General features: G+C 35.6%; 22 protein-coding genes, 2 tRNA genes and 2 pseudogenes. 15 read left to right on the top strand and 11 right to left on the bottom strand.

All coding sequences use genetic code 11. The annotated features are described in order from the left end of the window. Window positions 1-25: 25 nt before the first annotated feature. A complete protein-coding gene (locus ACFELZ_RS03680) occupies window positions 26-832 on the bottom strand; it encodes a YgfZ/GcvT domain-containing protein (RefSeq protein WP_375316532.1) in 807 nt (268 codons plus the stop codon). Window positions 833-1005: 173 nt separating this feature from the next. On the opposite strand from ACFELZ_RS03680, the gene ACFELZ_RS03675 reads away from it, so the two are divergent. The 7 genes from ACFELZ_RS03675 (at window position 1006) to ACFELZ_RS03645 (ending at window position 6216) form a co-directional block, all read left to right on the top strand. Further along, window positions 1006-1296, top strand: coding sequence for a co-chaperone GroES (locus tag ACFELZ_RS03675; RefSeq protein WP_373457551.1), 291 nt, complete (start codon window positions 1006-1008; stop codon window positions 1294-1296). Window positions 1297-1396: 100 nt separating this feature from the next. Continuing rightward, window positions 1397-3046 carry a chaperonin GroEL gene (gene groL / locus ACFELZ_RS03670; protein ID WP_375316531.1) on the top strand — a complete coding sequence of 550 codons (1650 nt, stop codon included), beginning with the start codon at window positions 1397-1399 and terminating at the stop codon, window positions 3044-3046. A gap of 286 nt (window positions 3047-3332) precedes the next feature. Then, window positions 3333-3836: a protein-disulfide reductase DsbD domain-containing protein gene (locus ACFELZ_RS03665; RefSeq protein ID WP_375316530.1), complete on the top strand. Its 504-nt coding sequence runs from the start codon at window positions 3333-3335 to the stop codon at window positions 3834-3836. 218 nt (window positions 3837-4054) lie between these two features. Continuing rightward, window positions 4055-5389 carry an alanine:cation symporter family protein gene (locus tag ACFELZ_RS03660; RefSeq protein WP_375316529.1) on the top strand — a complete coding sequence of 445 codons (1335 nt, stop codon included), beginning with the start codon at window positions 4055-4057 and terminating at the stop codon, window positions 5387-5389. Between the two features lie 60 nt (window positions 5390-5449). Further along, entirely contained in the window at window positions 5450-5647 is a 198-nt protein-coding gene (locus ACFELZ_RS03655; RefSeq protein WP_375315805.1) for a transposase, read from the top strand. Window positions 5648-5650: 3 nt separating this feature from the next. Continuing rightward, window positions 5651-5815, top strand: coding sequence for a hypothetical protein (locus tag ACFELZ_RS03650; RefSeq protein WP_375315781.1), 165 nt, complete (start codon window positions 5651-5653; stop codon window positions 5813-5815). Beyond that, a complete protein-coding gene (locus ACFELZ_RS03645) occupies window positions 5758-6216 on the top strand; it encodes a transposase (RefSeq protein ID WP_375316627.1) in 459 nt (152 codons plus the stop codon). The genes ACFELZ_RS03650 and ACFELZ_RS03645 overlap by 58 nt, the downstream gene beginning before the upstream one ends. Window positions 6217-6346: 130 nt before the next feature. Here the strand turns inward: ACFELZ_RS03645 and ACFELZ_RS03640 are convergent, their stop codons facing one another. Both ACFELZ_RS03640 and ACFELZ_RS03635 read right to left on the bottom strand, forming a co-directional pair. After that, complete coding sequence (locus ACFELZ_RS03640) at window positions 6347-7366, bottom strand: glutamine amidotransferase (protein WP_375316528.1); 1020 nt, start codon at window positions 7364-7366, stop codon at window positions 6347-6349. Window positions 7367-7455: 89 nt separating this feature from the next. Further along, window positions 7456-7528, bottom strand: a tRNA-Phe gene (locus ACFELZ_RS03635). An 81-nt stretch (window positions 7529-7609) separates the two neighbouring features. Here ACFELZ_RS03635 and coaD point away from each other — a divergent pair. Both coaD and ACFELZ_RS03625 read left to right on the top strand, forming a co-directional pair. Continuing rightward, a complete protein-coding gene (gene coaD, locus ACFELZ_RS03630; protein WP_064125227.1) occupies window positions 7610-8116 on the top strand; it encodes a pantetheine-phosphate adenylyltransferase in 507 nt (168 codons plus the stop codon). Window positions 8117-8184: 68 nt separating this feature from the next. Beyond that, window positions 8185-8376 (top strand): zinc-finger domain-containing protein, encoded by a 192-nt coding sequence (locus tag ACFELZ_RS03625; protein ID WP_006279326.1) that lies wholly within the window; start codon window positions 8185-8187, stop codon window positions 8374-8376. A 16-nt stretch (window positions 8377-8392) separates the two neighbouring features. Here ACFELZ_RS03625 and ACFELZ_RS03620 read toward each other — a convergent pair. From ACFELZ_RS03620 to rpsB, 7 genes and pseudogenes are all read right to left on the bottom strand, one after another. Beyond that, window positions 8393-9255: pseudogene (locus ACFELZ_RS03620) on the bottom strand (IS982 family transposase). Between the two features lie 112 nt (window positions 9256-9367). Continuing rightward, a complete protein-coding gene (locus tag ACFELZ_RS03615) occupies window positions 9368-9994 on the bottom strand; it encodes a phosphatidate cytidylyltransferase (protein WP_375316527.1) in 627 nt (208 codons plus the stop codon). Further along, the gene (uppS, locus tag ACFELZ_RS03610) at window positions 9984-10679 is read right to left on the bottom strand and encodes a polyprenyl diphosphate synthase (protein ID WP_375316526.1); all 696 of its coding nucleotides are present in this window, start codon (window positions 10677-10679) and stop codon (window positions 9984-9986) included. The genes ACFELZ_RS03615 and uppS overlap by 11 nt, the downstream gene beginning before the upstream one ends. Window positions 10680-11189: 510 nt before the next feature. Further along, window positions 11190-11747 (bottom strand): ribosome recycling factor, encoded by a 558-nt coding sequence (frr, locus tag ACFELZ_RS03605; protein WP_375316525.1) that lies wholly within the window; start codon window positions 11745-11747, stop codon window positions 11190-11192. Between the two features lie 7 nt (window positions 11748-11754). Next, window positions 11755-12489, bottom strand: coding sequence for a UMP kinase (gene pyrH / locus ACFELZ_RS03600; RefSeq protein ID WP_375316524.1), 735 nt, complete (start codon window positions 12487-12489; stop codon window positions 11755-11757). A gap of 10 nt (window positions 12490-12499) precedes the next feature. Continuing rightward, complete coding sequence (gene tsf, locus ACFELZ_RS03595; protein WP_264732175.1) at window positions 12500-13360, bottom strand: translation elongation factor Ts; 861 nt, start codon at window positions 13358-13360, stop codon at window positions 12500-12502. Continuing rightward, window positions 13341-14189 carry a 30S ribosomal protein S2 gene (gene rpsB / locus ACFELZ_RS03590; protein ID WP_341822394.1) on the bottom strand — a complete coding sequence of 283 codons (849 nt, stop codon included), beginning with the start codon at window positions 14187-14189 and terminating at the stop codon, window positions 13341-13343. Before rpsB ends, tsf begins: the two co-directional genes overlap by 20 nt. Before the next feature lie 192 nt (window positions 14190-14381). Here rpsB and ACFELZ_RS03585 point away from each other — a divergent pair. The 3 genes from ACFELZ_RS03585 (at window position 14382) to glmS (ending at window position 16886) form a co-directional block, all read left to right on the top strand. After that, window positions 14382-14458, top strand: a tRNA-Asp gene (locus tag ACFELZ_RS03585). A gap of 137 nt (window positions 14459-14595) precedes the next feature. Continuing rightward, window positions 14596-15042 carry a preprotein translocase subunit YajC gene (yajC, locus tag ACFELZ_RS03580; RefSeq protein ID WP_375316523.1) on the top strand — a complete coding sequence of 149 codons (447 nt, stop codon included), beginning with the start codon at window positions 14596-14598 and terminating at the stop codon, window positions 15040-15042. Between the two features lie 32 nt (window positions 15043-15074). After that, the gene (gene glmS, locus ACFELZ_RS03575; protein WP_375316522.1) at window positions 15075-16886 is read left to right on the top strand and encodes a glutamine--fructose-6-phosphate transaminase (isomerizing); all 1812 of its coding nucleotides are present in this window, start codon (window positions 15075-15077) and stop codon (window positions 16884-16886) included. 197 nt (window positions 16887-17083) lie between these two features. On the opposite strand, the gene ACFELZ_RS03570 is transcribed toward glmS, so the two are convergent. Further along, complete coding sequence (locus tag ACFELZ_RS03570) at window positions 17084-17944, bottom strand: IS982 family transposase (protein ID WP_375315786.1); 861 nt, start codon at window positions 17942-17944, stop codon at window positions 17084-17086. Window positions 17945-18025: 81 nt separating this feature from the next. Between ACFELZ_RS03570 and ACFELZ_RS03565 the strand changes: the two are divergent. The 3 genes and pseudogenes from ACFELZ_RS03565 to ACFELZ_RS03555 all read left to right on the top strand — a co-directional run. After that, window positions 18026-18205: pseudogene (locus ACFELZ_RS03565) on the top strand (transposase); the annotation flags it as partial. Window positions 18206-18301: 96 nt separating this feature from the next. Beyond that, window positions 18302-20182, top strand: a complete 1881-nt coding sequence (locus tag ACFELZ_RS03560) for a hypothetical protein (protein WP_375316521.1) — start codon at window positions 18302-18304, stop codon at window positions 20180-20182. A 174-nt stretch (window positions 20183-20356) separates the two neighbouring features. Beyond that, window positions 20357-22192 (top strand): phage terminase large subunit family protein, encoded by a 1836-nt coding sequence (locus ACFELZ_RS03555; protein WP_375315994.1) that lies wholly within the window; start codon window positions 20357-20359, stop codon window positions 22190-22192. Window position 22193 lies beyond the last annotated feature (1 nt).

Below are 22193 nucleotides of genomic sequence, written 5' to 3'. Positions count from 1 at the left end.
TTTCTATATGCGCTACCTTAAGACTTTAATTATACAACGTCTTAACGCACTTAACCCCATCGACATATAAATTTGCATGACTTTTTTGAGTATTAAGCAATGCAAGTCCAATGTTGTCTACACTAGAGCGCAGTTCCCCTATTTCCTCATTATTTTCATTTGTCACTTTAGTGCCAATATCTGGAAGTGCGTTATCCCCCTCAACAAGATAAAGTTTTCTTCTGAATATTTCTTGCCTGCTCATTCGATTTACGACTTCCTGACCTACGTAACACCCCTTATTAAAGCTTATACCGTTTGCCTTATCGATTAAATATTGCAATGGGAACGATGAATTTTGTACCATATCTTTTGCTCCATCTGGGACAAGGTTTTTAATTCTAACTTTTTCATACTGAATAAAATCTCCAACCGGTTCTTTTATTTCATCTTTATGTATGATCCTCATTCCTAGCAGCTTGTGCCTTGGATCTTGAAAAATAACTTGTGACTTACTAATACACTCCGCCAACTTAGTATCAAACAAAACTCCAACCTTATATAGTGCACTAATGTCTTTAATTTTCACTCTCAAATAAGTTTTAAGTAAATCTAGTTTCTTGATTATTTGCTGTAAGTGCACATTTTCGCACTCTAAGAAAATATATCTACCATATTCAATAAGAAAAAAATCATATAGGTATTTTCCCTGAGGGCTAAGCAATAAAGAGTAAATAGCTTTTTGGCTATCCAGCTTATTAATATCATTGGTTATAATGCCCTGCAGAAAATCTCTAGTGTCAGGCCCATATAGCACTATCACACCACGACTTAAGAATGGTATATAACTCATGAAATCTCTATAAATAAACCTAAATTTTATTATATAACATTAGGCTCTTTTAGAAACTGCTTTTGGCGTGCATATTTTATATGGTGTGCATATTTTACAAGCTCCAGCCCTTGAAATCTAACTTACGAGTATATATATAAAGTTATAGGTTAATTTGTTGAGAGGAAAAGCAAATGTCAAGTATAAGTTTAAATGTATTGGATGATAGCGTGCTGATCAAGCCTATTAGCGAGGAAAAGCAGGGTGGAATTATGCTTCCATCAAGTGCTGAAAAGAAACCTACTAAAGGTGAAATTGTAGCAACTGGTGAAGGTTCACGCAACTCAAATGGCGAACGCATAGCTTTAACTGTAAAGGCTGGTGATAAAGTGTTCTATCGTCAATGGGCTGGTACAGAAATAGAACATAATGATGAAAAGCTTATCGTGATGAAAGAGTCCGATATACTTGCTGTCATTAAATAGCAGTCTTTATTTTACTAAACTGAAACAAAGCGCAACATGGCGCATTGTAAATGATTTTATTATAGTTTTCTAAATTTTTTATTAACAAGAGGTGATAAAAATGACTAATGTAGTAGTATCAGGTGAGCAGTTACAAGAAGCCTTTCGTGAAGTCGCAGCAATAGTGGATTCAACGGTAGCAATAACTGCGGGACCTAGAGGAAAAACAGTAGGGATTAATAAGCCCTATGGAGCACCAGAAATTACAAAAGATGGTTATAAGGTGATGAAGGGTATCAAGCCTGAAAAACCACTAAATGCTGCAATAGCAAGCATCTTTGCCCAAAGTTGTTCTCAATGTAACGACAAAGTTGGTGATGGTACAACAACGTGCTCAATATTAACTAGCAGCATGATAATGGAAGCTTCAAAATCAATTGCTGCTGGAAACGATCGTGTTGGTATTAAAAACGGAATACAGAAGGCAAAAGATGTAATATTAAAGGAAATTGCATCAATGTCTCGTACAATTTCTCTAGAGAAAATGGATGAAGTAGCGCAAGTTGCGATAATCTCTGCAAATGGTGATAAGGATATAGGTAACAGTATCGCTGATTCCGTGAAAAAAGTTGGAAAAGAGGGTGTAATCACTGTTGAAGAAAGTAAAGGTTCAAAAGAGTTAGAAGTTGAGCTGACTACTGGCATGCAATTTGATCGCGGTTATCTCTCTCCGTATTTTATTACAAATAATGAAAAAATGATCGTGGAGCTTGATAATCCTTATCTATTAATTACAGAGAAAAAATTAAATATTATTCAACCTTTACTTCCTATTCTTGAAGCTGTTGTTAAATCTGGTAAACCTTTGGTTATTATTGCAGAGGATATCGAAGGTGAAGCATTAAGCACTTTAGTTATCAATAAATTGCGTGGTGGTTTAAAAGTTGCTGCAGTAAAAGCTCCAGGTTTTGGTGACAGAAGAAAGGAAATGCTCGAAGATATAGCAACTTTGACTGGTGCTAAGTACGTCATAAAAGATGAACTTGGAATCAAGATGGAAGATCTGACACTTGATGATCTTGGTACTGCTAAAAATGTTAAAATTACTAAAGATAATACCACAGTTGTCAGCGAAAATAGCGATTCTGACAGTGTGAAAGCTAGAATCGAGCAGATCAAATCTCAAATTGAAGCTTCAACTTCTGATTACGATAAAGAAAAGCTAAGAGAACGTTTAGCGAAATTATCAGGTGGTGTTGCTGTGCTAAAAGTTGGTGGAGCAACTGAAGTGGAAGTTAAAGAACGTAGAGATAGAGTTGAAGATGCGCTGCATGCAACAAGAGCTGCAATTGAAGAAGGCATAGTTCCAGGTGGTGGAGTTGCACTTCTTTATGCTTCATCTGTTCTCGAAAAATTAAAAGGTGCAAGTGACGAAGAGCAAATAGGCATAAACATTATCAAGAAAGTTCTCAGTGCTCCAATTAGGAGGTTAGTTAAAAATGCTGGTCTTGAATCTGCTGTTATCATTGACTATTTGATTAAGCAGAATGATAAAGAGCTTATATACAACGTTGAGGCTATGAATTACGCTAATGCATTTACAGCTGGTGTGATTGATCCAGCAAAAGTGGTGCGTATTGCTTTTGAAACAGCGATATCTGTTGCGAGTGTGCTGATTACTACTGAATCTATGATAGTTGATGTACCAAGCAAAGAAAATGCTTCATCTCCTATGGGCGCAGGAGAAATGGGTGGCATGGGTGGATTCTGAGTAGAGTGAAGCCGTGGAGCAATTGCTCCACGGTAGTTCCAAAAAATCTCACATTTTACTATTCGTTAAGGTAATACGTTTGGTGCAGAAAGGCATTACTGTTTACATCCGTTTCACCCCTTTATATTGTGGTTGTCTAATAACAAAAAGGCAGCATAAGAAAACTATAACCCCTGGTGTATTTATACTAGCATAATGCTATATTAATAAATAATCTATGTAATGCTATTAAATATAACACTTAAAATCTAAATCACTTTCTCTATAAAAGGAGAAATTTGCCTTAATGAAAATACATATATATTTAATATTGTTTTTATTTTTTTCTTGCACCCAACTATATGCTGACGGGGAAATTGCAAAATTTGATTTACTTATTGGCGAGATAAATGAAGCAAACCTCACTCTTAAAGGTGCAATAAAGGTTACAGTAGAACCAGGCTGGCACATATATTATAAAGATCCTGGAGATTTCGGCCTTCCCACTTCTTTTGATTGTAAGGGTAACACATTAAACATAGATATTTACTGGCCTACTCCAAAGGAACATAGAGATAAAGTAGGAAAAGAGATATTTATCAGTAACGTATATAAGGATATGGTATTATTTCCCTTTAAGATGAATGTGTTTTCAAATCAAGGGTATATTGACCTTAACTTCCATATAAATTATGCAATATGTAAAGATAGGTGCATCCCTAAAAATGTTGAGATAAAAACCAGGCAACCACTAAAGGATTTTATAGATTCTGATATCAATAAACTTATAAATGAGTGGTATGAAAAATAGGGTTTTATAGCTAACACGTCATACCGCCGCGGATAGATTCCGCTAACAAGTAGCGGAATGATGAATTTGTCGTTTTTCAAATTGTCGGTAAATCTAAGTCAGTTTAGCTATAGCAGGCTATTAGCTTACTATAGCTTTTGTAGTGTGACTCTCATAAACAATAAATTAGGTATTCTCAATTTTTGTTGTATACTTAAGTAAAAATCTCACTTTTACAGATGGATACAGTAAAGTTTGTTTTATTACTGCCAACAATATTACTCATGCTAGTTGCTGGTGTTTACCTATCGGTTAAACTAAAATGGCTACAGATATTTAGATTGCCGTACGCCCTTTCACTCATTGGAGTTAAAAGAGGGGAAAATAAATTTTCTTCTATAGCCGCCCTGTTTACAATCTTAGGGGGAAATTTAGGAGTAGGAAACATTTCAGGAACTGCTGTTGCTCTAAAAACCGGAGGACCGGGCTCTATTTTATGGATGGCAATAATTATTGTTACCACTTCTGTGATAAAATATGTCACTTGTTATCTAAGTATAAAAACCAGAAAGGAAAAGAACGGACGGTTTATAGGTGGCCCTGTAGCCTACATGGCTGATGCATTTAATTCTAGAGAAGCTACAATTGTGTTTCTGGTTGTTATGATGATGGTTTCAATAACAGTTGGTAACCTTGTTCAGGTAAATTCTCTATCAATACCACTTAACATGATAGATGTGCCTGTAGTCATTGGTGGCATTGTAATGGCCATAATATTTTTTGTTGTTGCAGTTCTCAGCTTAAAAAAAATTAAAATTTTTATATCGGCTATGATACCAATAATGACGGTAAGTTACCTCATACTTTGCGGTATCATATTATTTAAGTTTAGTGAAAATATCCTTCCTTCTCTAAAATTAATAACAAGCAGTTTTTTTACAACTAGTAGCTTTAACTCTGGTTTATCTCTAGGTTTGATTTTAGAAATGTTGACTATTATTCAAGTCGGAACTTTGCGAGGTATTTTTGCAACAGATATAGGGCTTGGCCTCGAAGGAATCGTGCACTCTTCAATTGTTCCTAAGAAAAATAATAATAAATTTATTATTGAACAGAGCCTAATCACAATAATATCGCCTTTTATAGTTGCATTCATAGTGTTTATTACAACAATGGTACTGCTTGTCACAGATTCTTGGGTCACTGATTTAGAGAGTACTAACATGTGCATATTTGCTTTTAGAAAAGCTATGAATTGGCCCTATATTGACTATTTAATTATGGCCATAATGTTTTGTTTTGCCTTTACTACTATTTTTACTTGGTTTTTTTGCTCAAAACAGACAATATGCTATGTGTCTATGGATAATAAATACACTAAAATCTGGATTGTAATTTTTACCATGATCATTCCGCTTGGTGCGATGGGTAAAGTCCGATTGCTATGGGATGTCGCTGATATCTCGATTGCTGCTTTGTTATTTATCAACATACTCGCTATACTCAAGCTAACCTCTCAAGATCCAGAAGTGTTTACTATGAGCAACAGATATTTAAAATTAGGCGCCAACTAAGAGCCTGTCTTCAAACTAAGTAGAAAGGAGTTAAGAAGTGTGTTATAAGATATATTTTAAATGTACCCAAGCGATATAAGTGACAAAGAATGGAAGATAATAGAGCTATATTTTGAACCTAAAAAGACCGGCAGACCAAGAAAACATAGTATTAGAACAATTATTAACGCAATCCGCTATATGATGAGAACAGGATGTCAATGGAGACAACTGCCTAAAGATTTTCCACCATGGAAAACAGTGTATAGTTGTAATTAGCGATTGAAAAAAAGTGGAATATGGCAAGAGATTCATGATTTTCTAGTTAAAAAAGTAAGAGAGATAATTGGTAAGAATGAAACTCCATCAGTGGGAATAATAGATAGCCAATCAGTAAAAACTACTCAAAAAGGGGATCCAGAGGATATGATGCTGGCAAGAAAGTAAAGGGTAGAAAGCGCCACATCGTTGTAGATACTGTAGGTCTTGTAATTGCTGCTGAAGTACAAAGTGCAAGCATTCAGGATCTTGATGGTGCACTAAATCTTTTTGTTCAAGCCAAATGCAAAGCTCCAACATTACATAAGTTTTTTGCTGATCAAGGATACACAGGTAAATTGCAAAACCTCTGCTTATTGGAAACTGGATGTTTATTGACGATTACCAAGAAAATAGTTGATACAGGATTTCAGGTTATTCCCAAACGTTGGATTGTTGAGAGAACCTTTGCTTGGCTCTCCAATTTTAGACGTATGAGTAAGGATTATGAGCATTCTCCTCTCACTTCAAAAAATAACATCTTCTTTAATATGATCACTATTATGCTTCACAAATTAGCTCATTCTTGAGTTTGAAGACAGGCTCTAAGATAGCAGCTTTTTCTCCTTTTAGATTTATGGGTAATAGTAAACGCTAACAAGCAGCGGGATGACGAATTTGTCGTTTATCAAATCGTCGGTAAGCCTAAAGCTATAGCCATTAAGCACGATAAAGAAAATCATTTATAATCGCTATAGCAACTAGTGTAGACACTTGACGTTCCTTGTGATTTGATAAATAGAGGTTTTTATATGATTTTACAACAAGGGCTTCTGGATGACATTGAAAGTAAATATTACCGTGCTTATCTTCAATAGCCCCTATTACCCCATCACTGAAAAATGCTGCAACTTTATATCCAAGTAACTCCAATTTTCTTCTATTTTCTGGTGTATTACTTACTGCCCCTGAATGAGTATCTGGAAAATATGTTGAAAACCAGCCATTTTCATTAGGTATTAAGAATTTAGCTACTAATTCCGCTAAACGACTGTTTGGAACGATCTTTATCTGCTGGAGAGGTGCATCCTCTTTATGTGGATTAGGTGCTGATTTTAAATGAGATCTTCGCTTCTCTTCATCACTCACAACACTCACTACTTCAATTCCCTTTGCATTCATTATGCCTTCACATATGCCAAGTAAATGAATTGCAGGGTTATCATCCACTATTTTTGCAATTGCTTCAGTAACAAGCTGGCGACAAGGAGTGGGTGGAAACGGTCCTGAATGAAAATTGTCTGGAATAAATATTCTATTTATTTTGTGCTCTTCAATAAATTGTGCAACTTCAACTTTTATTCGGTCTAATGTCAGCTTCTTTGCCAATGTTTCATCTTGTTTTGCGAGATTAAGTGACTCTGTCTGAATTTTTTTAAGGCTAATTATCCTATTATAATCAATCAGTACAGTCTTAACCCCAAAGTTATTAAACATCTCGTAGATATTTTGAGATAGCCCAAGCTCATATGGGTATGTCTCTTCTTCCGTTTTCAACAAACCAACAACTATGTCATTATTTACTGTATTTTCTGCCGTCAAGGCAGTTGACGCTGGTTCTTCTTTTCTGGTTATATGTTGAGATGCCGGTTTTTCGCTAACGTCAGCATAAGTAATATTGCTTAATAATAGAACTATAATTAATAAGATATTAAAGATTCTACTATAATATTTATACATATGGTTTACTTTCTCAACACTTATATCAATATCATAACATATTATAGAACGTTTTACAACAAAAAGGTAAGTTTGGTAAGAAAGAGAAGTGGCCTGAGCAGGAATCGAACCAGCGACACAAGGATTTTCAGTCCTTTGCTCTACCAACTGAGCTATCAGGCCAACTGTATACTTTCATTTTTAGATAAAAAATGTTATTATGTCTATCAAAAGTTTTTAAAGTAGTTTATATAAAAATAAAGTATGAACATTAATAACAGAATAGGAATCTACCCTGGCACATTTGACCCTATAACTTTTGGGCATATTGACATAATCAAAAGAGCGTGTAAACTAGTCGATAAATTAATAATAGGAGTTGCAGAAAACGTTAATAAGCATATTGCCTTTGACACAAAGCTACGCACAAGCATGGCTGAAAGTGAAATCAAAGGGCTAGGAATTGATGCAGATGTTATATCTTTTAATGGGTTGCTAGTGAAGTTTGCCAAAGAGCAGAATGCTTCTGTTATTATTAGAGGATTAAGAGCAGTATCGGATTTTGATTACGAGTTTCAAATGAGTTGGGTAAATTATAAACTTCTTCCTGAAATCGAAACCATATTTCTTCCTGCTTCTGAAGATACTCAATTTATCTCATCAAGTTTTGTAAAGGAAATAGCAAGATTAGGAGAAGATGTTAGCAAATTTGTATCAAAAGGCGTTCAAAACGAATTGATTAACCTGAATAGGATAAAAAATGGAGAATAGTGCTTGTTGTTTTTTATTTCTGAATGGGTATATTCAATACATAAAATGTTATAAGCTAAAGGAGTAGCATGTCAAAAGTGAGGGTTAATAATAGAAAAGTTTGTTGTCATGGTGATGAGAATGATGAGGGTTCCGGCCATCCATTAATATATTTAGATATGGGAGAAGAAGAGGAAATAGCCTGCCCTTATTGTGAAAAGACGTTTGTCCATGACTGTACTGTAGAAGCGGTTGGGGAGCTGACTAGGGATGAACTCTAATGACGCGAATTCTGGATTAAGGAAGGAAGAAAGTATAGGAAATAGAAGGCTTTGTGGATTTGATGGAATAGAAAAAATGAGAGTAGAAAAGATATGAACCAAAAAATTAACAGGGGATCTATGGCGAGTGTGTTCAATTTCTAGTCTATTTTTTAGGTAACCAAAAACAGTCTCAATGATAGACCTTTTTCTCAGTAAAATCTTCTCATTTAGCGAAATCAATGTATTTTTCATACCTTTTTTCACCTTGGTAACAAGTTTCAAACCTCGGTCAAACAGCTTCTGAAAAAGCTCTTTTGCAATATAACCTTTGTCACCAAACAAAAGACCGATTAATTTTTCCGTCAGATTTGGCACAGGTATCCTATCATCAACATTGCCTTTTGTTAGCGTAAGTGCATGAATTTCAACATTTTCATTGATTACCATATGTAATTTGAAACCAAAAAACCAGCCGTAAGTGCTCTTGCTTAATTTTGCAATTCCAGCAAAAACTTTGTTTTTGGATATTCTTTTTGCATGACAAACTGCAATGGGAGTTGTGTCTATATATGAAATTCCAGTGTTTTCTGACTGTCCACAAAGCCAATGCAACAACATTGCTAAATGCCACAAAACCCTAGGCTTTAGAGCAACAAACCTGGTATATGAAGGTAACTTTGGAAACTCTGATTTGTAGAGCAACGTTAGGTAATGTAGATAGAAAGTTTTACACGGAGATTGTTGATATAGCAGGATTATTGTCATGATTTCGGAGTGCTCAATTTCCGTTGTTCTTGTGGGGTTTTTACCATTTGGCAGTAGTTTATCTGCAAAATTTTTCTCTATATCTCTGCAAAAATCATCGACCAAACAAAACAGTTTTGTTATATCTTCCATGGGTAACCTCATCTATTTTTTTATCACTGCTGAGTTTACCCTGTTTTCTTGCCTTTTCTATTCTCCTTTAATCCAGAATTCACGTTAATGGCACTTTATTTCTTCTGCAGACTTAGCTTATGTAAATAGCAATAAGAGGGGTAGTAAAAATGAAACTATCCATACGATCGAGCACTCCTCCATGGCCAGGTATCATACTTCCACTATCTTTAACACCGTAAGCTCTTTTAACAAGCGACTCAGTGAAATCGCCAAGTTGCGCTAGAATAGCGATTGCAAGGCCAATGATTGGAGAATAAAAAATTGAAAATAGACCAAAAAATATTGATCCAAAAATTGTGCACACTACTCCAGCTAAAATCGCACCAAGAAGTCCTGTCCAAGTTTTTCCAGGGCTAAGAATTGGGCAAATTTTAGCTCCACCAAAATTCTTACCAAATAGGTAGGCAGTAATGTCAATTCCCCAAATGGTTAAGACGAACCATACTAATGCGTATTTTCCCTGTGGTAGGTTATATAAATATATTAATGAGGCGCTTGGTAGTGCAATCAATAATAATGCGAAGACGTATAAAATTTTGTTTCCTTGGGTTAGATTATACCATTCAAAAGAAGATAAAACTGCTATTGAAAAAATCAATAGGTAAAACGATAAATCACTGAAATATGTAGCAAAAGAAAATATGAATAATATTACTATTGAGGACAATATTCTAATTATAAAATTATTATCTACCATATTTTTTCTCTCTTTTTGTATAATCTTCTAATGCTTTGCTCAAATCTTGACAAGAAAAATCAGGCCATAAAGTATCACAAAAATATAATTCAGCATAAGCTGCTTGCCATAATAAAAAGTTGCTTAACCTTTTTTCGCCGCCAGTGCGAATTAATAAATCCAATTTTGGCAGATCTTTAGTATATAGAAATTTTTCAAATTCCTCTTCTGATACATAAGCAATATTTTCTTTTATAATATTGCTTATAGCTTGTGTAATTTCTTGCTTTGCTCCGTAACTGACTGCCACAGTGAGTAATAAACCATCGTTCTTATGTGTCATTTCTTCTGCTTTTTTAATTTGATCCAATATTTTACTGGATAACAGACTTAAATTGCCAATAAAATTCAACTTAATGTTACAGTTGCAAATGAAATTGATTTTATCTTCATTAGTTAAAACGGAGTAAAATAAATCAAATAGACAGTCAGTTTCGTTTTTGGGTCTAAGCCAATTCTCCATAGAGAATGCATACAAAGTTAAGTAGGGTATGGTTAGGTCCGTACAATACTTGGCAATATCGTATGCAACTTCACTGCCCTTTTTATAACCATCAATTTTTACCTTTCCTTGATTGTTCGCCCATCTACCATTGCCATCCATAATAATTGCTAAGTGTTTCGGTAAAGATTCTTGATTCAACATTTAAAGTTCACCTAAACCACCAGATATCATCTGAGTGCTTAACATATCACTGTACAAAAATAGTGATTTAGTAGCAATCTCTACTTGAAAGGTGTCATCCCAGTAGCCCTTTTTCCTGTCATCCCAGTGCGTGACACTGGGATCTAAGTATAAAAATATTTGCAAATTATGCAATGAACAACAGATTCTTGGGACATATAATGTCCATGATGAAAATAAGGTAGATCCCAGTGTCACGCACTGGGATAACAGAAAAGAGGGAAATGGATAACAGATTCTTAGAGCATATAATGTCCATGATGAAAATAAGATGTATCCCAGTGTTACGCACTGGGATGACAGGGAAAAAAGGCACTGGGATGACAAAAAAGAGGGCACTGGAATGACATCATTTACTGTATAATACTGTGCAATATTGCAACGTTCATACAGTTGTGTGTCGTCTACCTCCATGGCACCCTTGCATGTAATTTTTTCTTTTTCACTACTGAAGGTTTCTTTCATATTACCTTAGTGATGCAATATATCCTTTTCTTTGATGGACAATTCACCATCAATCTTTTTTATATTATCATCAGTAATATTTTGTATTTCCTTCTTAGCACCATGAAAATCATCTTCTGAGATCTCCTTATTTCCCTTCATTTTCTCTATTTCTTCCATAACATCTCTGCGTATATTTCTGATGGCAATCCGCGCATTTTCAGAAAACTGATGCAATAATTTTACTAATTTTTCACGGGTTTCTTGTGTTAAATCCGGAAGAGCTATACGTATGGTATTGCCCTCAACAACAGGATTTAAATTCAAGTTGGCATTTAATATAGCATTTTTCACTTCACCTACAACATTAATATCCCAAACTTTAATTGATAGGGTTTTGTTATCTACAACTGAAACGCCTGCAACCTGATTTAACTTTTGATGTCCACCATAGATATTTACAACTATACCATCAAGCAACGATGCGCTAGCTCTACCAGTGCGTACGCCTTTAATATCATCATGAAAGGACTGAATAGTTTTTAGCATTCTTTCTTTTGTTTTAGCTTTTATTTCATTTAACATAAATTACCTACTGTTTACAATCTGAAACTATAGTATAAGTACCTTGACCCTTAATAATATTGACTATTTTTTCTCCCTTCAAAGAAAAAACTATAATTGGAATAGAATTCTCACGAGCAAGTGAAATTGCTGATGCATCCATAACTTTTAAATCACGAGTCAATAAATCCGTGTAAGAAAGCCTATCATACATTACAGCATCCTCATTTTTTTTCGGATCAGCGGAGTATACACCATTTACTTGTGTACCCTTTAGAATAACATCACAATTCATTTCAACAGCACGTAAGGCCGCAGCTGTATCTGTAGTAAAAAATGGGTTGCCTGTGCCTGCTGCAAAAATTACCACTCTACCTTTTTCTAAATGACGAATAGCTTTCCTTCTTATGTAAGGTTCACATACAGTGGCCATGGGTATTGCAGATAATACCCTAGAAGCTACTAAATTTTTTTCTAAAAAGTTTTGTAAAATTAAAGCATTGATTATAGTTGCAAGCATTCCAATATAATCACTGCTTGCTCTTTCACAGCCACTTAAAGACGCAGATGTGCCACGAAAGATATTACCACCACCAACAACAATACATACCTGAACTCCAAGCCTGTTAACATCAGCTATATCTTTGCATAATTGGCTTATTATTCCCATATCATGGCCAAAAGACTGTGACCCCACCAAAGCTTCACCAGAGATCTTCAATAACACTCTAGAGTATTTTACTTTATCTGCTAAGGAAGACATTTCTTGCCATTTAGTTTGCACTGCCCAAAACAAGTAACTTGTAATCAGATAATTTAATAGCACTCACCTCGCTTGATTTTATAAAATCAGAAACCTTCATTTTATCATCTTTTATGAACTTTTGTTCTAGTAAAACAACTTCTTCATAGTACTTAGCCATTCGCCCATCTACTATTTTTTTTGCTACTTCTTCAGGTTTATTTAAGCTCCTTACCTGCTCTTCAATTATAGAACGTTCATTTTTCAACTTCATTTGATCTAAATCATCTATAGACAAAGCTTCAGGCTTCATAGCAACTATGTGCATCGCTATTTGTTTTCCAATTTCCTGTAACTTTGCCTTATCACCTGGTGATTGCAATGCAACTAAAGCGCCAGTTTTACCTAAACCACGTACATCACCGTGTACATAACCAGCAACAACTCCATCCTTAGTCTCTAGGTAACAAAGCTTGCTCAACTCTAACTTTTCACCAAGAACTGACGTACCATTCATAATAGCTTCCTGCACTGTGCCAATGCTTTCATACTTGGCATTTTTTAACTCATCAACGCTGATACAGCGTTCTTGATGAGCAATTGATGCTAAATTTGAAACTAACTCTATAAATTTCTCATTCCTTGCAACAAAATCGGTTTCACAATTGAGTTCAACCAATGCACCATAATTTTCAGTCAAACACATAGCAACGAGCCCATCTGAAGCTACTCTATCAGATTTTTTGTCAGCTTTAGCAAGACCTATTGTACGCAACTTATCAACGGCTTTCTTGATGTCACCATCACATTCTTCTAATGCTTTTTTACAGTCACTTAAGCCAAGCCCTGTCCTATCACGTAATTCCCTTATATTATCTGGATTCATCTTCATTTGTTACTACCTCCCTTTCTTCTTCTTTGTAAACTTTACTACGTTTCCTTTTAGTTTGCACAATACTATCTTCTTTTTCTTGAATAAACTCATCACCTTTTATATTATCAATCTTAACTCCAGATCTTGCTAGACTAGACTCTATTCCAGCTAATATAGAGTCGGTAGCTAATTTACAATAGAGCTCTATTGATTTTCTTGAGTCATCATTTCCAGGTATTAGATAAGTAATATCATCTGGATCAGAATTAGTATCAAGTATTGCAACTATTGGAATTCCTAACTTTTTAGCCTCCTTAACCGCAATATGCTCTTTATTAGTATCAATGATGAATAAGATATCAGGAATTGCTCCCATTTCTCTAATACCACCAAGCGCCTTATCAAGCTTTTGCTTTTTCTTTTCAATGTTCCCCAATTCTTTCTTTGTTAAAATGCTATCCTCGTCATTTAATATTTTCTCATATTGCATCAAGGTTTTTATCGAAGAAGAAACAGTGCCCCAATTAGTAAGCATACCACCAAGCCATCGATGATTCACATAATATTGACCACAACGAATCGCTTCACTTGCAATAATATCAAAAGCTTGAAACTTTGTACCAACAAATAGAATGCGACCACCTTGAGATGCAACGTCATATAAAGCCTTCATGGCCACCTGTAGCAATGGTAATGTTTTTCGCAAGTCAATTATATGTATACGATTTTCTTGATGCACTCCATATATGTATGGAGCCATTTTTGCGTTCCAGCGACTAATTTTGTGACCAAAATGTACACCAGATTCGGCTAAATCACGCACAGTGACTTCAGGCAAATTTGTCATATATCATTCCTCCAAATAGTTTATCTTCCATGGCATAACCCTAATGGGACTACTTGTACAAGCCATGTGTGAAATTAAATTACTTATATAGTAATAGAAAAGACAGCAAAGCACAAACAAAAAATATTGACAAAGGGCAACATGTTTATTAGCTTTAAAGTCGAAGCCCGAAAACGCTAAAAAGAAATTAGGGGGGGTGTAGCTCAGTTGGTTAGAGCGCATGCCTGTCACGCATGAGGTCGTGAGTTCAAGTCTCATCACTCCCGCCATACTGGTTTTAGCATAATCTAAAATCCGCAATATTATTGCCGGTATTTAGAAACGTTTTCACCAGACTTGACATGGCATGGTATTGTAATTAATACTTAAATAGGTTTGTTTTTATCATTAACAATTAGGATTAAATATGCTCATTTCTGAAGTTTTTGCAGCAGATGCAACTAGCAATGCATCAAGTATCGGCGCATCTTTTGCTAGTTTTATTCCATTGATTTTAATATTTGTGGTATTTTATTTTCTCATTATTCGCCCAAACCACAAAAAACTAAAAGAACATAGAAAAATTATAGATCAAATAAAACGTGGTGATACAGTCATTACTTCTGGCGGGATAATAGGTGAAGTTAATAAAGTTGATGAGGCAAATGCACAATTTATAATAGAAATAGCACCAAAAGTTGAGGTGAAAGTCCTAAAGTCCGCTATATCTGAAGTTTTAAACAAAGAAACTCAAAAAGTGGCAGCTAAACCAATTGAAAAAGGCAAAATCGAAAAGAGTGATAAAAAGAATAAAAATCAACCACCAGAGGAAAGTAAAAAGGGAAAAGGTGATAAAGGCAAAAATGCTGCATAACTTTAAAAGAAAGTTCATTTGGTGATCCATTTGTGTGCGGAATATTTGGTGTAGTAAGTAGCGGTGATTCAGTAATACCAACTTTACTAACTGGGTTGCAAAAATTGGAATATAGGGGATATGATTCCTCAGGTATAGCAATCATAAATAACGAAGGCGAGATAGAAGTCAAAAAATCAGAAGGTAAAGTTAAAAGATTGTATGAAGTTGTTGATGAAAGCAAGATGTCTCACAGTACAGTTGGTATAGCACATACTCGCTGGGCTACACATGGAGTTCCAGGCCTTAAAAATGCTCATCCCATTCATACAAATAATGTTGTTGTTGCTCATAACGGCATAATTGAGAATTACAATCTGCTAAAAAAGGGTCTAGAAGAAAGGGGAATGTTATTCCATACTGATACTGACACAGAGATCATACCAAATATGCTAACCTTATATCTTGATGAAGGATTGTCGCCAGTTGATTCTCTATTTAAGTGTTTAAACAACTTACATGGCTCATTTGCCTTGGTCTTATTATTTGCAGAATATCCAGATGCCTTATTTGTTGCGAAGAGAAATTTGCCTTTAGCAATAGGCTATAACTGTAACACAGTGTTTGCTGCATCTGACTCTAATGCTTTAAGTGCATTTGTGGAAAGAATATCGTATTTGGAAGATGGTGACATTGCAGTGATAAAATCTAGTGGAGTTAGTATATACAACAATGGTACACAAGTTAAACGTAGTATAGAAAATAGTAGTCCAAGTGATTTTCTAATTAGCAAAAATGGGTACCCTAGCTTCATGTTAAAAGAGATTTTTGAGCAACCGCGTGCATTAAACAAAACAATAAATCAATTTTACAAGCAATATAAAGAGGTCAACAAAAAATTGTTTTCTGAGCGGAGTTACATTACTATAGTTGGATGCGGGTCATCTTATTTTGCCGGGCTAATAGCAAAATATTGGCTGGAAAGTGTCGCTCAAGTTCGAGTATATCTAGAAATCTCATCAGAATTTAGGTATAGCAACGTCAAGCTAGAAGAAGGCAGCATTGGGTTATTCATCTCTCAATCTGGCGAAACTGCAGATACCATAGAAGCGCTGCGTTATGCGAAATCACAGAAGCAAACAATCATTAGTATAACTAACACATTTAACAGCAGCATTGAAAAAATCTCAGATATTGTGTTACATACTCTTGCTGGTCCAGAAATTGGTGTTGCTTCAACAAAAACCTTTTCTGCGCAACTTGCAACTTTAGCATGCTTTGCCGTGGAGCTTGGAAAAATAAAAGGTGTACTAGATGGAGAGAGAATAAAACAGCTAAGCAGTGCTATCAATTCTATTCCCGAGTATGTTGAGCACGTTTTGAATGTGATGAAAATACAACATATATCAGGCAGTATATTAGAACACAATAACGTTATTTTAATCGGCAGAGGAAGTTCATACGGAGTTGCAATGGAAGGCGCATTGAAGATAAAAGAGCTTTCATACATTAATACCATTGGTATTGCAGCAGGGGAAATGAAGCATGGTTCTATTGCTTTAATAGACTCTACTGTGCTTGTTATAGCAATTATCCCTTATGATAGTTTATTCTTTAAAACGCTATCTAATATACAAGAGATTATTGCAAGAAAAGGCAAAGTAATTGCCTTCAGTGATAAGCAAGGAGCACCATTCCTAAGAGGAGTTTGCGCAGATGTGGTGCAACTTCCAGACACTGATAATTTTATCTCTCCAATCATCTACAGTGTTGCTATGCAATTCCTTGCTTACTTTACTGCAGCAAAAAAAGGGTTAGATGCCGATTGTCCAAGAAATTTAGCTAAGTCTGTCACGGTTGAGTAGTCCATTTAAAGTTAAAGCTAGACTTCTAATTAAGGTAACCGTTCACTCAATGGCGTCAACTTAAGGAAAGATGTCTGCGATTGTGTGTAAAATTTCTCTCTAAATTTTTTCGCATTAAATTATCTAAAGAGTGAAGGAAAAACGCTGTTGTTTCTGTAAAAAAGTTTAAAATGTGTCCTTTTTACGCGAATTCTGGATTAAGGAAGGAAGAAAGTATAGGAAATAGAAGGCTTTGTGGATTTGATGGAATAGGAAATGAGAGTAGAAAAGATATGAACCAAAAAATTAACAGGGGATCTATGGCGAGTGTGTTCAATTTCTAGTCTATTTTTTAGGTAACCAAAAACAGTCTCAATGATAGACCTTTTTCTCAGTAAAATCTTCTCATTTAGCGAAATCAATGTATTTTTCATACCTTTTTTCACCTTGGTAACAAGTTTCAAACCTCGGTCAAACAGCTTCTGAAAAAGCTCTTTTGCAATATAACCTTTGTCACCAAACAAAAGACCGATTAATTTTTCCGTCAGATTTGGCACAGGTATCCTATCATCAACATTGCCTTTTGTTAGCGTAAGTGCATGAATTTCAACATTTTCATTGATTACCATATGTAATTTGAAACCAAAAAACCAGCCGTAAGTGCTCTTGCTTAATTTTGCAATTCCAGCAAAAACTTTGTTTTTGGATATTCTTTTTGCATGACAAACTGCAATGGGAGTTGTGTCTATATATGAAATTCCAGTGTTTTCTGACTGTCCACAAAGCCAATGCAACAACATTGCTAAATGCCACAAAACCCTAGGCTTTAGAGCAACAAACCTGGTATATGAAGGTAACTTTGGAAACTCTGATTTGTAGAGCAACGTTAGGTAATGTAGATAGAAAGTTTTACACGGAGATTGTTGATATAGCAGGATTATTGTCATGATTTCGGAGTGCTCAATTTCCGTTGTTCTTGTGGGGTTTTTACCATTTGGCAGTAGTTTATCTGCAAAATTTTTCTCTATATCTCTGCAAAAATCATCGACCAAACAAAACAGTTTTGTTATATCTTCCATGGGTAACCTCATCTATTTTTTTATCACTGCTGAGTTTACCCTGTTTTCTTGCCTTTTCTATTCTCCTTTAATCTAGAATTCACGTTGAGAAAAAGGTCTATCATTGAGACCGTTTTTGGTTACCTAAAAAATAGACTAGAAATTGAACACACTCGCCATAGATCCCCTGTTAATTTTTTGGTTCATATCTTTTCTACTCTCATTTCCTATTCCATCAAATCCACAAAACCTTCTATTTCCTATACTTTCTTCCTTCCTTAATCCAGAATTCGCGTTATAAGAAGTAGTGTAACTGGCATATACCGTATTTTAATGAGTTTAGGGTAGTAAATGTAAATCAATTTTGGATTAAATACGATGTATTCAACGAATCAACCAAAGACGTCACCTGAAGAAGGAGAAAATAATGCTTCAAATCCTATACTACCTGTTAAGGAGAGAGTGAAAGCAATCGAATCATTGATAGGAGGTATAAAGCAACCACCTATCGGTTATGTGGAACAAATTTATGATAGTCACGACCTGAAGCAGTGCAACACTGAATACAAATCAGCTTTTTCAAGTGTGATTAGCAATGGTAGTGATAGCAGTATTACACCAAAAATGGACGAGGCAGGTACTGATCGATTCGGTGCATCGGTGAGTCCTTTAGTGTCGGATGAGGAAAACATAGACGCTGCATTCAATGCACTTTGGGAGGAAAATAAAATAGGATATAACCGTCCGTATTCTCGTGATTATTTTGAAGCAGCGTCCGGCACATCTTCCAACTCCAAAACATACAACACAATAGAAGTGCAAAAAGAGGAAGAAGATAGAAAATTAGGAGGTAAACCAAAGCCGTTATCTAGAACTGTAATGTTGCAACAGGACAATAGTAAGAATGTAGCTTCACCTTCGCCTAGAACAGCAGCAAATCATGTACCAAATATTATACATAACGGCGAGACTATTTATTCAGAAATAAACCCAGATACAAAATCTCCAAAAAAGAGTTTAGAAGGGAGTGATAGTGGAATAAGTGATCAAAGTCCAGAGATGAAGAGGTCAAATTCTGAAGGAACAACATTTGAGGAAAGATCAGAGGAAGAGTTTGCTAGCAATCGATTAGGGGATCCTATTTATGAAATCGCAGATCTGAATACAAAGTTTTCAAAAAGGAGTTTAGAAGGTGATAGTGGAATAGATAATAGAAGTGCAGAGGTGACAAGGTCAAATTCTCAAGTAACAGAAACGAGTGAGTTTTACGGTAGTCAAGAATGGGAGGATATACCATTAAATCATGATAGTCCAGTTATACTTTCAACTAGCTCAACAGAAAAAAGTGATGGAGAAGTAAATTCAGAAACTCCATTAATTAAAACAGAAAAGAAAACAAATAGAATTTTGCCGAGAGTAAAGTATGCAGTGCAGCAGAAAGGATTTATAATTTTCAGTGTCACTGCTCTTGCACTTAGCACATCTGCAGCTTTAGTATATTTACAGGATAAAGCGCAATTTATTGCGTTTTTTGCAAACAACCCTTTCTATATAACTATACCAATTATTGCAATTGCTTCATCACTTACAATTAGTCCGATACTTTGTGCAGTAAAGCAATTTAAAAGTACTGAAGAATGTCAAATACAGGGAAAAGATGCGAATGAAGCTTTGAATAAAGTGTTGGAGTACCAGCGAAAGGATAAAGTGATAAAATCAGTAAGACTGGAATACAGCAACGGTACTCATTCAAATTTTACACTTAACGCTTGGAAAAGTGAAAAAAACTTCATTAACATTGATGAAAAAGTAATTAGTAGAAGGAATAAAGTAGAAGCAGTAATTAAAGATAGGCCAATATTTACAGTGTTATTGACAGCAGCAGTAGCTACAAATATAGCACTTCCATTAGGACTACTTGCAATAGGTGGAGTTAATAACGTAAAAATATTTTATCAAAATCCTTTAAGTAATAATATAGGATTATCATTACTAATAGGCTCGAGTATGGCTGCATTACTAATTGTATGCCTTGGAGTACATTACTACAGAAAAACAAATTGTACTAACCTTGTATATTCTGAAGAAAGGATTGAGCCTGAAAAGGTTAATGAGAAATTCATTAAAGAAATCAAAGAAGAAAGGACAAAAGTGCTTGAAGAAAATCACGGCAAGGAAGCTAAGTGTAGCAGTTTAACGCTAAAGCAAGTAGTGGTTGAATCTCACAATTGTAAGGATGCTGTGTATAGTATTGGTTAACAGAGCCAACAAAGAGGTTTCTGTACTGTAACAGCTATAAAAGAAGTCTACTGTAACATCTTTTAATCAAAGTTCACTTTTATACTTGTTATTGGGAAACTTCGATACATGGGCAAAAAGTGCTATTACCGATGAGATTTAGTATTAGCCGTAAAAAATAGAAAATGACAGCAGATGATATATAGTAGTAGTTTCTATGCAGGATTAAAGCCAGATCCACCGCTAAAAGTATCGGAGTGGGCAGATAAGAATCGTCAACTTTCAACGATAGCAGCATCAGAGCCAGGGAAATGGAGAACAAAGAGGACGCCGTACCTTAAGGAGATAATGGATTCACTTTCTCCGTCCTCACCAGCAGAAAAAGTAGTATTCATGAAAGGAGCGCAGATTGGTGGAACAGAAGCTGGTAACAATTGGATTGGCTACATCATAGATCAGACTCCTGGTCCAATGCTGGTAGTACAGCCAACAGTTGAAATGGGAAAACGTTGGTCCAAGGGAAGATTTGCGCCACTGATTGAAGATACGCCATGTTTAAGGAGTAAAATAAAAGATCCAAGGTCGAGAGATTCAGGGAACACTGTACAAAGTAAGGAATTTCCTGGAGGAACGGTAGTAGTAACAGGTGCAAACAGTCCAGTGGGTCTGCGTTCAATGCCGGTAAAATATCTTTTTCTTGATGAAGTAGATGCGTATCCAGGGGATTCAGGAGGAGAAGGAGATCCAGTTTTACTCAGTATAGCCCGAACTAATACTTTTACACGGAGAAAAATATTCTTGGTTTCAACGCCAACGGTACATGGAATAAGTAGAATAGAGAGGGAATTTGAGAGTTCAGACAAACGTTACTTTTTTGTCCCTTGTCCACATTGTGATCACTATCAGGTACTGAAATGGCCACAGATAAAGTGGAAAGAGAAGAACCCAGCAACAGCCCACTACGTTTGCATAGAGTGTAGGGGAGAAATAAAAAATCATCAGAAAACAGAGATGCTAGCTAGAGGTGAATGGAGAGCTACAGGTGAAGGGGCAAAAGAAGGGGGAAAAATAGGATTCCACCTTTCAAGCTTGTATAGCCCAGTAGGCTGGTATAGCTGGACTCAAGCAGTAGAAGATTTTCTTCATGCAAAAGAAAGTGAACAATTACTAAAAGTTTGGATCAACACAACGCTTGGAGAAACCTGGGTAGATAAGGGAGAAGTACCAGACTGGAAGCAATTATTTAACAGGAGAGAATTCTTTCCTGTAGGCACAGTACCTAGGAGAGAAGTAGTACTTACTGCAGGAGTAGATGTCCAAAAAGATCGTCTAGAGGTGGAAGTTGTAGCCTGGGGAAAAAGCCGTGAAAATTGGTCAATAGACTACCGAGTATTTGAAGGAGATACAGGAGGTGGAGAAGTATGGAAAAAGCTTTCGGAGCTTCTGAGTCATCATTTTATCGGTAAAAATGGGCTTGAATATATGATAAGTATGATGGCAGTTGATGTAGGATATGCAACACAGGAAGTATACAACTGGGTAAGAGGTCACCAAGGCTCTGGGAGAGTAATGGCAGTAAAAGGGGCAAACAAAGCGCTAGTGCCACTGAGCAGCCCAAGTAGAGTAGATGTAACAGTTGGAGGGCAAAAGCTGAAAAGAGGAATAAAGCTCTGGCCAGTAGGAGTATCGATATTAAAGTCAGAGCTTTTTCAATTACTTAATATTTTAAAAGAAGAAGAGGGAAAAGCTCTACCTGGATACTGTCATTTTCCAGAGTATCCACCTGAATATTTTAAGCAGCTAACGGCAGAGCAATTAGTCAGCAAAGTGGTAAAAGGATACACCAAACAAGAATGGCAAAAGGTAAGAGAAAGAAATGAAGTGCTAGATTGCCGAATTTACGCAAGAGCAGCATCTATTGCACTTGGAATCGATCGTTGGCCAGAGAGTAAATGGAATAGTTTGAGTGGAAAAATGGAAAGCAAAAAGCCTAAAAAAGTGAGACAAAGCAGATGGTTGAATGAGAAGTGAA

Origin of the sequence: Wolbachia endosymbiont (group A) of Colletes cunicularius (assembly GCF_964264715.1) — a bacterium.
Taxonomy (GTDB): domain Bacteria; phylum Pseudomonadota; class Alphaproteobacteria; order Rickettsiales; family Anaplasmataceae; genus Wolbachia.
This window is presented reverse-complemented; position numbering and strand designations above follow the sequence as displayed.